The following is a 12,669-nucleotide window of genomic DNA, read 5'->3' as shown; positions in this document are numbered from 1 at the left end:
ATGAGGGAGAGGGTGCGATGGAAGATGTCGTGGCGGCGGCGGTCGCTTTCGTAGGGACGCATTTCCTGCTGTCGCACCCGTTGCGGGCGCCGATCGCCAATCGGATCGGCGCCCGTGGCTTCCTTGGCCTCTACAGCGTCGTTGCCTTTGCGACGCTGATCTGGCTCGTGATCGCCTATCGCGCCTCGCCGGTGGCGCCATTGCTATGGCCGGTCGGCGGTGCGCTCTGGGCGGTAGCGAGCATCGTCATGCTGGTGGCGAGCGTGCTGCTGATGGGCTCGCTGATCCGCAACCCTGCATTGCCCGAAATGAAGACGGACATAGTGCCCGATGCACGCGGCGTGTTCGCGATCACGCGCCATCCGATGATGTGGGCTTTCGCGCTTTGGGGCGCGGCGCATATTCTGATCTATCCCGAGCCATCGAACATCGTCGTCGCGCTGGCGATCATCCTGCTCGCGCTTGTCGGCGCGGCGCTGCAGGATCGCAAGAAAGAGACGCTCCAGCCAGAATTCTGGCGCGAATGGGAACGACGGACGAGTTACTGGCCGTTCGCCGCCATCGCCGACGGCCGCGCTCGCCTCGGCGGATTCGGCATGCACGCATTGGCCGGTGGACTAATTGTCTGGCTGGTCGCAAGCTGGGCGCATATCCCGCTTTCAGGGTGGCACGCCGGTATCTGGTATTGGTTGAGCTGACGTCGCTGCGCGAATAGACTTCCATAGGAACCTAAGTTTTCCTATGTCGGCAGAAGATAGAGTTGGAGAGGTTACGAATGCTCGGTTTGATGCAGCACGGCGCGCTTACGGTCGACAAGTTCCTCGATCACGCGGCGGCATGGCATAGTGGGCGCGAGATCGTTTCGCGCGATGCAGACGGTATCGTCACCCGCAGCAACTATGGCGCGACCCACACGCTGGCCAAGCAGGTATCGAATGGCCTCGCCCGCGCCGGCATCCGACCCGGCGATCGCGTGGCGACGATGGGGTGGAACTCCGCCCGCCACCTCGCCGTCTGGTATGGCGCGGCGGGCATGGGCGCGGTGCTCCACACGCTCAATCCGCGCCTGTTCCTCGAACAGATCGCCTATATCGCCAATCATGCAGGCGATCGCATCCTGTTCGCCGATCCTGCCTGCGCCGAGCTGGTCGGCCAGTTGCTTCCGCTTGCGCCGACGATCGAGCGCGTGATCTTCCTGTGTGACGCGGCCGCTCTGCCCAAAACCGATTATGCCGCCACCGCGTTCGACGCATGGGCGGCAGGCGAGCCGGCCGAATACACCTGGGGCGGATTCGACGAAAATCTGGCCTGCGGATTGTGCTACACTTCAGGCACGACAGGCAACCCCAAGGGCGTGCTATATGGGCACCGCTCGAACTATATCCATGCGCTGATGACGCTGCAGACGGATGCGCTGGCGCTATCCGGGCGCGATACGGTGTTGGTGGTCGTGCCGATGTATCATGCCAATGCCTGGGGCATGGTCTATTCGGCGCCCGCCGTCGGCGCGAAGATGGTGCTGCCGGGGCAGAAGATGGACGGCGAATCGCTCGTCAATCTGATCGAGGCGGAAGGTGTCACCTTCTCCTCCGCCGTGCCGACGATCTGGCAGGGTGTGCTGCAATATCTGAAGGAGAGTGGGCGCGGGCTTGGCGTATTGCGCCGCGTGGTGGTCGGCGGATCCGCGTTGCCGGAGATGCTGATCCGCACGTTCCGCGACGATTACGGCGTCGACGTGATTCAAGGCTGGGGCATGACGGAAACCTCCCCCCTCGCCACCATCTCGACGCCTTCGGCAGAGGTCGCTGATCTCAGCCCCGACGAGCGATTGCATTACGGCACCAAGCAGGGCCGCCTGCTCTGCGGGCTGGAACTCAAGCTGACTGACGATGAAGGCAATCGCCTGCCGCACGACGGGAAGACGCCAGGCCGGCTGATGATCAAGGGACCAACGATCGTCTCCGGCTATTTCGGTGGCGATGGCGGCAATGTGCTTGACGAGGAAGGCTTCTTTGACACCGGCGACGTTTCGACGATCGACGACAAAGGCTATATGCAGATCACCGATCGCGCCAAGGACGTAGTGAAATCCGGCGGTGAATGGATCAGCTCGATCGAGATCGAGAATATTGCGATCGGGCATCCGGCGGTCGCACTCGCGGCGGTGATCGGCGTCACGCATCCGAAATGGGACGAGCGCCCGATCCTCCTGTGTCAGCTCAAGCCCGGCGCCACGGCCTGCCGCGAGGATCTCACCGCGTTCCTCGACGGCAAGATCGCGCGCTGGTGGATGCCGGATGACGTGCTGTTCGTCGACGAAATCCCGCTAGGTGCGACGGGCAAGATCGACAAGAAGCTGATCCGCCAGCGGATGGTTGGCTATGCATTGCCATTCGAGGTTTCGCGCTGACCGTCGCATTCGGTCGAGGGGTCCATAATTACAGGAGCGAGAGGAAGTTGTTGAACCACTCCACCGGCGATCGTCGCCGGCAGGGCTGGCGGCGCCAGGTCGCCGCCCCGCTTCTCATCGCGCTTTGCGCTACGCTCGTCGCCTCTCCTGCGCTCGCGCAGGATTATGCCGTGCGCGTCGCGCGTATCCTGCGCACGACCCCGCTGATCGACGGGCATAACGACTGGCCGGAGGCCTTGGCCGATCGCGAGGGCGACAAACGCTGGACGATCGACCTGCGTGATCTCTCGCACGTCTCCGGCGAGCCGTATGACACGGACATCGCTCGGCTGCGCAAGGGGATGGTCGGCGGCCAGTTCTGGTCGGTCTATGTCCCCGCCGATCTGCCCGGTAAGGAGCAGGTATTGCTGACGCTGGAACAGATCGATCTCGTGAAGTCGATCGTCGCGCGTTACCCAGAGACGTTCGTGCTGGCGCGCACCGCCGCCGACGTGCGCCGCGCCCATGCCGCCGGCAAGATCGCCTCGATGGTGGGGGTCGAGGGCGGCGGACAGATCGACGGCAACCTCTCCGTGCTGCGCAGCTATGCGGCATTGGGCGCGGGGTATCTTACGCTCACCCATTCCCGCACGATCGATTGGGCGGATTCGGCGACCGACAATCCGAAGCACAACGGGCTCACCGCATTTGGCAAATCGGTGGTGCGCGAGTTGAACCGTCTGGGGATGCTGGTCGATCTGTCGCACGTCAGTGAGGATACGATGCGCGCCGCGCTAGCCGAAACAAAGGCGCCGGTAATCTTTTCCCATTCGGGCGCGCGCGCGGTCAACGATCATCCGCGCAACGTTTCTGATGCTGTGCTGCGGCTGGTGGGCGCAAATGGCGGCGTGGTGATGGTGGATTTTGCACCGGGTTATGTTTCAGACAAGAACCGGCGCTGGTCGGCCGACGCGGCGGCGGAGAAGACCCGGCTGAACTCACCGCCGTTTCGCGGCCTGTATATCGGCCAGCCCGAACGCGCCGCTGCCGCTTATGCCGAATGGCTGAAGGCTCATCCCGAGCCACGAGCCACGCTCGGCGAGGTCGCCGACCATATCGATCATGTCGCGCGCCTCGCGGGCAAGCGCAGCGTCGGCCTAGGATCGGACTTCGACGGGGTCGGTCATCCGTTACCGACCGGGCTGGAGGATGTCTCGACCTATCCCGCGCTGCTCGCCGAGATGATGCGCCGCGGCTGGTCCGACGCGGAGGTGGCAGGGCTGGCCGGGGGCAATGTGTTGCGCGTGATGGAGCGCGCGGAACAGGTCGCCAAAACGATGAGCGCTTCACCCGGCAGCTAGGCCACGCTGAAGACGACGGAACCGTATCCGTCGGCAAGCATTGCCGTATGCCGGGTTAAGCTGGGGCGAGGCAAAGGGGGCTGGGTTGGCGACAAGGGGCGGATTGCGACATATTGCGGGGGCACTGGCGTTCGTCGCGCTTGCCTGCGCCGGGCCGGCCGCCGCACGCGGAGGCGCGGTCGCACTGACCTTCGATGATCTGCCGGCACTCTCCATCCTGCCCGATCAGGCCTATGTCGATGATTTGAACGCAACACTGCTGCGCAAGCTCAAGCAGCACCATTTCCCCGCGATTGGCTTCGTCAACGAAAGCAAGATCAACGATCTCCAGCCCGAGCATCAGATCACCAATCTCAAGCGCTGGCTCGATGCGGGGATGCTGCTCGGCAACCACACTTTCTCGCACGATTCGCCGAATAAGCTGGGTGCCGAGGGCTACATCGCGGACATCGCGCGCGGCGAGCAGATCACGCGGCCGATGATGGAGGAACGCGGGCTGAAGCTTCAGTGGTTCCGCCATCCCTATCTGGAAACCGGCTATCCGGCGGCGGTGCGCAATCAGATCGACGGCTGGCTCGCCACGCACGGCTATCGCATCGCCCCGGTTACAATCGATGCGGAGGACTGGGAGTTCGCCGAACCCTACGACGATGCGATCGCCCGCCATGACGTTGCGCGGCAGCAAAGCATCCGCAAAGCTTATCTCGCTTACACCGCGATCCGCATCCGCTGGTCACAGGCGAGCGCGCGGGTGCTGTTCGGCCGCGATATCGCGCATGTCATGCTGCTCCATTGCACCCGGCTCAACGCGGATACGCTGGACGACCTCGCGAAGCTTCTGCGCGCGGCTCATCTTCGCCCGGTGTCGCTGGAGCAGGCAATGCGCGATCGCGCCTATCGCACGCGGGATGATTATGCCGAAAAGGACGGGATCACCTGGCTCGAACGCTGGGCGATCACTCTGCACAAAACTTTGCCCGAGGAAGGCGACGAAGACCCGCCCGCCGAAATTCAGGCGCAATACGATCGCGTTGACAATGATCGACAAAACAACGCAAATCAGTAATTGTTTCGTAAACGTTCCATTGAACGTTGCCGGTTAGGCTCGAACCTCTTAATCTACACTATAACGACTTATTTCCCGGAGTACACACCTTGACCGAAAAGCGGATCACCCGCCACCCGCCAGAATATTACAAAAACCCCGAGAATAGCATCGGCTATCTCACGCGGATCGTGTTCCGCAATTTTTCGCGATTGCTGGAACGCCATACGTTGCAGCACGAGATCTCCGCTGGACAATGGCGCTTCCTCAGACAGTTGTGGGTCGAGGACGGCATCACCCAACGCGAATTGAGCGAACGCGTCGGCATGCGCGAGCCGACCACCGTTGTCGCGCTCAAAGGGCTGGAGGCGGCGAAGCTTATTCGCCGCGAGAAGAGCAAGATCGATCGGCGCAAGATCTACATCCACCTCACCCCCTTCGCCAAATCGCTGGAGGCCAAGCTCACCCCGCTCAACGCCGAGGTTCATGCGACCGCGACGGCAGGGATGAGCAACGAGGAGGTGGAGACGTTGCGCCTGCTGCTGCGCAAGGTGATCGACAATCTGACGGTGGAAACGCGCGTGGGAGCGCCCCTTCCCGACAGCGACCCCGACGGAAAGGCTTGACCGGAGCGCCATCGCCGTCATTCTTAGGTAGTTAATTTACTAAGGAGTGGGCGATGTCGGTTCGGGTAGCCGTGATTTCAGGAAGCGTGCGCAATGGATCGCACAACAGCGCGCTTGCGGCGCTGGCCACGGCGCGCATCCGGGCGGCAGGTGGCGAGGCCGAGGTGATCGACCTCTCCACCTTCAACCTGCCGGTCTATTCGCAAGACCTCGAACTTCAAGATTGCCCGCCGGACGCGCGACGGCTGAAGGCATTGCTGTCGGCGTGCGATGCCGTGCTGATCGCGACGCCCGAGCATAATGGCTCGATCTCCACCCTGCTCAAGAACGCGATCGATTGGGCATCGCGCCCCAGCGAAGGCGAAACGATGGTCACGCTCTCCGCGTTCCGCGGCAAGACCGCGGGGATCATGGCGGCGTCGATCGGGCCGTTCGGGGGGATGCGCGCGCTCGCCCATCTGCGTCAGATTCTGGGCACGGTGCAGATGGTCGTCGTGCCGGAACAACTCGCGGTGCCGTTCGCCGATCGCGCCTTCACCAGCGAAGGGGCTCTGGCCGAGCCGCTGCCGAACATGATCCTCGATGGCCTGATCGGGCGCGTCCTGGAGGTCGCCGGCCGCCTTCGTCAATAATCCGGACAGGGTTGCGCTAGCCGTCGGTCGAATATACCTTAGCAATCTAAGTTTTGTTGGGGATCGTTGTGGGGCCACTTTCGGACATTCGCGTCGTCGAGCTGGGACAGTTGATCGCCGGGCCGTTCTGCGCCCAGTTGTTCGGCGATCTCGGCGCGAACGTGATCAAGATCGAGCCGCCCAAGGTGGGCGATCCGATGCGTCAATGGGGCGCGGGCGATCCGCCGGTGTGGTGGGAGGTGATCGCGCGCAACAAGCGCTCGGTCGCCGCCGACCTGCGCACCTCGGAGGGGCAGGAGATCGCGCGGCGGCTGATCGCCACCGCCGATGTGCTGATCGAGAATTTCCGCCCCGGCACGCTGGAAAAGTGGAATCTAGCGCCGGCCGATTTGTGTGAGGCCAATCCCCGGCTGATCGTGGTGCGCGTCTCCGGTTACGGGCAGACCGGCCCCTATTCCACCCGCGCCGGCTTCGGCGGGATCGGCGAAGCGATGGGCGGTTGGCGCGCGCTGGTGGGCACGGCCGACCGCCCGCCGTCGCGCCTCGGCGTATCGATCGGCGATAGCCTCGCGGGCACCTATGGCTGCCTTGGCGCGCTCGCCGCGCTGCACGAACGCGAGAAGAGCGGGCGCGGACAAGTCATCGACGTCAGCCTGTTCGAATCGGTGCTGCAGGTGATGGAGGGGCTGGTTCCCGAATATGCCGCCGCCGGCCACGTCCGCGCGCGCTCCGGCTCGATCCTGAAGGGCATCGCCCCGTCGAACGTCTATCCGTGCAGCGATGGCGAATTGCTGATTGCGGGCAATCAGGATGCGATCTTCCGCCGGCTGGCGACCGCCATGGGCCAGCCCGAACTCGGTGACGATCCGCGCTTCGCGACGCATAATGCGCGCGGGTTGAACCAGGATCTGCTCGACGAGATGATCGCCGAGTGGACGCGCGGGCAGACCGTCGCGGCGGTCGAGCAATTGATGGAGGACTATGCGGTCCCGGCTGGCCGGATGTTCGCCGCGCGCGACATGCTGGCCGACCCGCACTTTTCGGCGCGTGAGGCGATCGTCTCGGTCGAGACCGAAAACCACGGCACGCTGCCGATGCAGGGCGTCTTCCCTCGCCTCTCCCGCACCCCCGGCGGCATACGCGCGGCCGCGCCGGTTGCGGTGGGCGCCGATACCGATGCTCTGCTCGGCGAGGTCGGTTACGACGCGGCAACACTGGCGGATCTCAAGCAGCGCGGCATCGTGTGAGCGGCACGCTTTTCGACCGCATCTGGGATCGCCACCGCATCCTGGAGGATGGCGGCGAGACCCTGCTCTACGTCGACCTCCACCTGCTCCACGAAGTCACTTCACCACAAGCCTTCGCGGGTCTTGAGGCGCATGGCCGGGCGGTGCGCCAGCCGGCGCGCGCACTGGCGCTGTTCGATCACAACGTCCCTACCGTCGCGCAGGAGGACGGCATCGACGCCGTCGCGGACCCGCAAGCGCGCGCGCAGCTCGCGCGGCTGGTGGAAAACAGCATCCGCTATGGGATCGAGCGATTCGACATGGGCGATCCGCGCAACGGGATCGTGCATGTCGTGGCGCCGGAGCAGGGCCGCACCCATCCCGGCATGACGATCGTGTGCGGTGACAGCCACACGTCCACCCACGGCGCGTTCGGCGCGCTGGCATTCGGCATCGGCACGACTCAAATCGAGCATGTACTGGCGACGCAGACGCTTCGGCTGCGCAAACCAAAGACGATGCGAGTGAACATCACCGGCGCGCTCCCCGCGCATCTTTCCGCCAAGGATCTCGCGCTCGGCATCCTGCGCGCGATCGGCGTAGATGGCGCGTTGGGGCATGCGATCGAATTCGCCGGACCGGCGGTACGCGCGCTGTCGATGGAAGGCCGGATGACACTGTGCAATCTCGGGGTCGAGATGGGCGGCCGTGCAGCGCTGATCGCGCCGGACGAAACCACCTTTGCCTATCTGCGCGGGCGCCCCGGCGCCTCGCAGGGCGAGGAATGGGAACGGCACGTCACGCATTGGCGCACACTCGCAAGCGCGCCCGACGCGATCTTCGATCGTGAGGTCGAGGTAGCGGCCGCCGGGCTGCGCGCGATGGTCACCTGGGGCACCAATCCTTCGCAGGTGATTGCGGTGGATGAGGCCATTCCCGATCCGAGCGCCACCACCGACCCGCTCGATCGCGCCGCGCAGGAGCGCGCTTTGGCCTATATGGGGCTCGCCCCGGGCCAGCCGATCGCCGGACTGCCGATCGATCGCGTCTTCATCGGATCGTGCACCAACAGCCGGATCGAAGACCTTCGCGCCGTCGCCGAAGTCGTGCACGGCCGCCAGGTTGCGGCGAATGTCGGCGCGATGATCGTGCCCGGATCGGGCCTCGTGCGGCAACAGGCGGAAGAAGAGGGATTGGCGGATATTTTCGCCGCCGCCGGCTTCGACTGGCGCGAGCCGGGTTGTTCGATGTGCGTGGGCATGAACCCGGATCGGCTCGCGCCTGGCCAACGCTGTGCGGCAACCTCGAACCGCAATTTCGAGAACCGGCAGGGCGCCGGCGGCCGCACCCATCTGATGAGCCCCGCCATGGCCGCCGCCGCCGCGATCGCTGGCCGGATCATCGACGTGGCGGCGCTTTAGTTCGAACTCAGGTCGACGCCCGCTCCTCAAAAGCGTCGATCGCATCGGCATGGCGTAGCGTGCGGCCGATATCGTCTAGCCCGGCAAGCAACGCGTCGCGCAGGTCGGGATCGATCGCGAAGGAAATGGTCAGTGGGCCGACGGTGATCGTTCGATCCTGCAGGTTCACCGTGATGGGCGCTTCCGGCGCCCTCGCTAGTTGATCGAGCAGCGCGGCGTAATCATCGGGCGCGGGGGCGACGAGCAACAGCCCGTTAGTCGCGGCATTGCCGCTGAAGATTCCACCGAAGCTCGGCGCGATCACGCAACGGATGCCGTGATCGTCAAGCGCCCACACCGCATGCTCGCGCGACGAACCGGAGCCGAAATTGCGCCCAGCCACCAATATCCGCGCGACGGGATCGATCGCGAAGCGCGGATCGATCTCGCGCATGTCGGTGAACAGATGGCCGCCGAGCCCGCGCCGATCCAATCCCTTCATGAACCGCGCGGGCAGAATTTTGTCCGTGTCGATATCCGCATCCGGCAACAGCGCCGCGCGGGAGGTGACCATGGTCCATGGCTTCATACCGACTTGCCCCAATCCGCCGCCAGCGTTTCGAGCAACATATCGAACCGTTCCTGCCCCACCTTCGCGGTGATCTGCGCGATAAGCTCGCTCATCGCGGCTTGTGCATCACCCCGCATCTGCTCCCCAAACGGGGTGAGCATCAGGCGCTTGTGACGGGCGTCGTCAGGATCGTCCTCGAGCGTGACGACTTCCTTTTCGACCATCTGCGCGATCGTGTTGTGAATCGCCTGTCGCGAAACCCCCATGCGGCGCGCGATCTCCGACGGACGCCTGACACCGCTGACGATGTTGACCATCACCATCGATTGCGCCCGGCTGATATCCGGCCAACCCTTGTCATGAACCCGCGCCTGAAGCCCCTCGTCGAGCCAGCAGAATCGTTGGAACAGATGAATGATCAACTCGATCGACCGCATGAACCCGCTTAAACGGTGTTGCATCGCGCGGCGCAAGCCGTGCCGGCGGCTATGGACCGACTTGCGAACGCGATTTACTTAGCATACTATCTTTTTCGGAAGGAGCAATCGTTGCCTGCTATCGAAATCGTCGAGGTCGCCCCGCGGGACGGATTGCAGAACGAAGCGAGCATCGTTTCGACCGCACAGAAGCTTGAGCTGATCGAGCGCGCGATCATCGCTGGTGCGCGCCGGCTGGAAGTGACCAGCTTCGTCAATCCACGCCGCGTGCCACAGATGGCGGATGCCGACGAGGTGGCGGCGGGCCTGCCGGATCGCGACGATGTGACCTTCATCGCGCTGGTGCTCAATCGGCGCGGCGCAGAACGCGCGCTGGCGACGCGGATCAACGAACTTGGCGCGGTGTGCATCGCCAGCGACAGCTTCGGCATCCGCAACCAGGGACAGACGAGCGCGGAGTCGCTTGAGGTGGCACGTGAGACGGTCGCGCTGGCGCGGGGCGCAGGACGCGGGGCGCAGATCACAATTGCCACCGCTTTCGGCTGCCCGTTCGAGGGCGAAGTGCCGCTCGCGCACGTCGTCGAGATGGCAAAGCGCGCCGCCGACGCCAATCCGCGCGAGGTCGCGCTGGCGGACACGATCGGCGTCGCGGTGCCGGGGCAGGTGAGCGAAGCGGTGGCTCGGGTGGTCGAGGCGATCGCGCCACTCCCGGTGCGGGTCCATTTCCATGATACGCGCAACACCGCGATCGCGAACGTCTGGGCGGCGATCAACGCGGGGGCGACCGTGATCGACGCCGCACTTGGCGGGCTCGGCGGCTGCCCGTTCGCGCCGGGCGCATCGGGCAATGTCGCGACCGAGGATGTGCTATATTTGCTCGATCGTTCCGACATCGCGACCGGCTATGATCGCGCGCTGGCGATCGACGCGGCGAACTGGCTGACCGGCGTAGTTGGACGCGACCTGTCGGGCAAGGTACGCTGCGCCCCCGCTTTTCCGGCCGTTTCCGCATGACCCTGCACGAGGCGATCGCTGCACGGATCGCCGCGGCACGCGCCTCGGGCACGCCGATCGCACCATTTCGCGATACGCACCCGGAGCTGGGCGCGGCCGACGCCTATGCAATTCAGGATATCAACACCGCGCGCCGTCGCGCGGCCGGGGGCTATACGGTCGGTCGCAAGATCGGGCTGACTTCGGCCGCAGTGCAGACACAACTCGGCGTCGATGAGCCGGACAGCGGCTGGTTGTGGGCCGACCGTGCCTTCACCAGCGGCGCGACGATCACCGACACGCGTCTGATGGCGCCACGCGTCGAGGCGGAGATCGCGCTGGTGCTCGCATCCGACCTGAATGACGGCGAGAATCTCGCCGACGCGGTCGCCTATGCCGTGCCAGCGCTTGAGATCGTCGACAGCGCGATCCGCGATTGGGATATCGGGCTGGTCGATACGGTCGGCGACAACGCATCCGGCTGGGGCTTTGTGCTCGGCGGCCCCGAAACCGCGATCACCGGCCTCGCGCTCGCCGAGATGGAGATGACGCTCTCCCGCGATGGCACGATCGAATCGCAGGGACGCGGCAGCGCGACGATGGGCAGCCCGCTCAATGCGCTGGCGTGGCTCGCACGCCATGCCAGCGCGCGAGGTTACCCGCTCAAAGCCGGCGAGGTGATCATGAGCGGCGCGCTCGGCCCGGTCCTCGCTGCCCGGCGCGGCAATCGTTTCGAGGCACGGATCGGCAGCTTCGCGCCGGTCTCGGTAAGTTTTGATACGTCAGACTAGACCTTGCCCGCACACCCCTTTAACCTTCGATATCTAAGCAATTTGAGAGGAGCGGAAATGGACCCGCGCGACACGATCGGACTGGACGTTCAGTTTATCGGCAAGACTTCCCCCACCGCGCCGCGCATTCAGGCGGGCGGCCATCCTTGCCAGGGCATCTATTGGACCCCAGCAGGCAAGAAGCCAAAGACCGCGGTGATCGCGACCCATTACAACGTCGATTTCATGGAACATTACATCGCGCCCTATTTCGCGCGACGCGGAATTGCCTTCCTTGGCTGGAACACGCGCTATCGCGGGTTCGAGGATCAGTTCCTGCTGCATCACGCGGTGCTCGACATCGGCGTGGGCATGCGCTGGCTGAAAGAAGAGGCGGGCGTGGAGCGCATCGTGATCCTCGGCAATTCTGGCGGCGGTTCGCTGATGGGCGCCTATCAGGCGGAAGCGATCAAGCCGACCCTGGGCGCCGAGCTTTCGGGTGCGGGGCTGGATGCGCTCAACAATCTGATCAAGGCCGATCTCTATATCTCGCTCAACGCGCATCAGGGCCGCCCAGAGGTGTTGACCGACTGGCTCGATGCATCGGTGGTGGACGAGAACGATCCGATCGCGACCGATCCATCGCTCGATCCGTTCAGCCCGGACAACGCCCCGCCCTATTCTGAAGAATTCGTCACTCGCTATCGGGCCGCGCAGCGCGCGCGCAACCAGCGCATCACCGATTGGGCAAAGACCGAGCTGAAGCGACTCAACGACGCCGGCACTCCCGACCGCCTGTTCCCGATGTTCCGCGTTTGGGGCGATCTTCGCTGCATGGATCCGTCGCTCGATCCGTCCGATCGCAAGCCCCGCCTGTGCTATCGCGGCGATCCGGCGGTGGCGAACCGCACCCCCTCGATCGGGCGCGTCAACACGATCAAGACCTGGCTCAACATGTGGAGCCTCGAAACCTCGCCGTGCCAGGGCGCGCCGCATCTCGCCAAGTTCGATACGCCTGCGCTGGTGGTGCAGGGCACCGCCGACACCGGCGTGTTCCCGAGCGACGCACGCAAGATCTTCGACAACATCGGCTCGACCGACAAGCAGATCGAGTTGATCCCCGGCGCGCATTACTTCGAGGATTCGGACGCGGAGCGCGATGTGGCGGCCGACCTGATGGTTGCCTGGATCGAAGCCAAGAGCTGAGCGAGGAACGAGC

At 64.6% G+C, this 12,669-nt stretch carries 13 protein-coding genes; 11 read left to right on the top strand and 2 right to left on the bottom strand.

Going from position 1 to position 12,669, the window contains the following annotated elements:
* Positions 1 to 17: 17 nt before the first annotated feature.
* From P0Y64_08745 to leuC, 8 genes are all read left to right on the top strand, one after another.
* Positions 18 to 698, top strand: coding sequence for an NnrU family protein (locus P0Y64_08745; protein ID WEK44843.1), 681 nt, complete (start codon positions 18 to 20; stop codon positions 696 to 698).
* A 77-nt stretch (positions 699 to 775) separates the two neighbouring features.
* A complete protein-coding gene (locus P0Y64_08740; protein WEK44842.1) occupies positions 776 to 2,410 on the top strand; it encodes a long-chain-fatty-acid--CoA ligase in 1,635 nt (544 codons plus the stop codon).
* Positions 2,411 to 2,526: 116 nt separating this feature from the next.
* Entirely contained in the window at positions 2,527 to 3,750 is a 1,224-nt protein-coding gene (locus P0Y64_08735; protein WEK45017.1) for a dipeptidase, read from the top strand.
* 103 nt (positions 3,751 to 3,853) lie between these two features.
* Positions 3,854 to 4,816, top strand: a complete 963-nt coding sequence (locus tag P0Y64_08730; protein WEK44841.1) for a polysaccharide deacetylase family protein — start codon at positions 3,854 to 3,856, stop codon at positions 4,814 to 4,816.
* An 89-nt stretch (positions 4,817 to 4,905) separates the two neighbouring features.
* A complete protein-coding gene (locus P0Y64_08725; GenBank protein ID WEK44840.1) occupies positions 4,906 to 5,421 on the top strand; it encodes a MarR family winged helix-turn-helix transcriptional regulator in 516 nt (171 codons plus the stop codon).
* A gap of 53 nt (positions 5,422 to 5,474) precedes the next feature.
* Positions 5,475 to 6,053, top strand: coding sequence for an NAD(P)H-dependent oxidoreductase (locus tag P0Y64_08720; GenBank protein ID WEK44839.1), 579 nt, complete (start codon positions 5,475 to 5,477; stop codon positions 6,051 to 6,053).
* A 68-nt stretch (positions 6,054 to 6,121) separates the two neighbouring features.
* Positions 6,122 to 7,300, top strand: coding sequence for a CoA transferase (locus P0Y64_08715; GenBank protein ID WEK44838.1), 1,179 nt, complete (start codon positions 6,122 to 6,124; stop codon positions 7,298 to 7,300).
* Complete coding sequence (gene leuC / locus P0Y64_08710; GenBank protein ID WEK44837.1) at positions 7,297 to 8,700, top strand: 3-isopropylmalate dehydratase large subunit; 1,404 nt, start codon at positions 7,297 to 7,299, stop codon at positions 8,698 to 8,700. The genes P0Y64_08715 and leuC overlap by 4 nt, the downstream gene beginning before the upstream one ends.
* 7 nt (positions 8,701 to 8,707) lie before the next feature.
* On the opposite strand, the gene leuD is transcribed toward leuC, so the two are convergent.
* A complete protein-coding gene (leuD, locus tag P0Y64_08705; GenBank protein ID WEK44836.1) occupies positions 8,708 to 9,268 on the bottom strand; it encodes a 3-isopropylmalate dehydratase small subunit in 561 nt (186 codons plus the stop codon).
* Positions 9,265 to 9,687: a MarR family winged helix-turn-helix transcriptional regulator gene (locus P0Y64_08700; protein ID WEK44835.1), complete on the bottom strand. Its 423-nt coding sequence runs from the start codon at positions 9,685 to 9,687 to the stop codon at positions 9,265 to 9,267. Before P0Y64_08700 ends, leuD begins: the two co-directional genes overlap by 4 nt.
* Positions 9,688 to 9,798: 111 nt before the next feature.
* Between P0Y64_08700 and P0Y64_08695 the strand changes: the two genes are divergently transcribed.
* The 3 genes from P0Y64_08695 to P0Y64_08685 are packed head-to-tail and all read left to right on the top strand — an operon-like array spanning position 9,799 to position 12,656.
* Positions 9,799 to 10,701, top strand: coding sequence for a hydroxymethylglutaryl-CoA lyase (locus tag P0Y64_08695; protein WEK44834.1), 903 nt, complete (start codon positions 9,799 to 9,801; stop codon positions 10,699 to 10,701).
* Complete coding sequence (locus P0Y64_08690; GenBank protein ID WEK44833.1) at positions 10,698 to 11,471, top strand: fumarylacetoacetate hydrolase family protein; 774 nt, start codon at positions 10,698 to 10,700, stop codon at positions 11,469 to 11,471. The genes P0Y64_08695 and P0Y64_08690 overlap by 4 nt, the downstream gene beginning before the upstream one ends.
* A gap of 57 nt (positions 11,472 to 11,528) precedes the next feature.
* Positions 11,529 to 12,656 carry an alpha/beta hydrolase gene (locus P0Y64_08685; protein ID WEK44832.1) on the top strand — a complete coding sequence of 376 codons (1,128 nt, stop codon included), beginning with the start codon at positions 11,529 to 11,531 and terminating at the stop codon, positions 12,654 to 12,656.
* Positions 12,657 to 12,669: the final 13 nt, after the last annotated feature.

The organism is Candidatus Sphingomonas colombiensis (assembly GCA_029202845.1).
GTDB lineage: Bacteria > Pseudomonadota > Alphaproteobacteria > Sphingomonadales > Sphingomonadaceae > Sphingomonas > Sphingomonas colombiensis.
Note: the sequence above shows the minus strand (reverse complement) of the source record. Positions and strands in the feature narration are given on the sequence as shown.

What these genes read in the sequence shown, in the direction of transcription:
- P0Y64_08745 (WEK44843.1), top strand. Translation starts at nt 18, where the DNA reads ATGGAAGATGTCGTGGCGGCGGCGGTCGCTTTCGTAGGGACGCATTTC.
- P0Y64_08740 (WEK44842.1), top strand. Translation starts at nt 776, where the DNA reads ATGCTCGGTTTGATGCAGCACGGCGCGCTTACGGTCGACAAGTTCCTC.
- P0Y64_08720 (WEK44839.1), top strand. Translation starts at nt 5,475, where the DNA reads ATGTCGGTTCGGGTAGCCGTGATTTCAGGAAGCGTGCGCAATGGATCG.
- leuD (WEK44836.1), bottom strand. Translation starts at nt 9,268, where the DNA reads ATGAAGCCATGGACCATGGTCACCTCCCGCGCGGCGCTGTTGCCGGAT.
- P0Y64_08700 (WEK44835.1), bottom strand. Translation starts at nt 9,687, where the DNA reads ATGCGGTCGATCGAGTTGATCATTCATCTGTTCCAACGATTCTGCTGG.
- P0Y64_08690 (WEK44833.1), top strand. Translation starts at nt 10,698, where the DNA reads ATGACCCTGCACGAGGCGATCGCTGCACGGATCGCCGCGGCACGCGCC.
- P0Y64_08685 (WEK44832.1), top strand. Translation starts at nt 11,529, where the DNA reads ATGGACCCGCGCGACACGATCGGACTGGACGTTCAGTTTATCGGCAAG.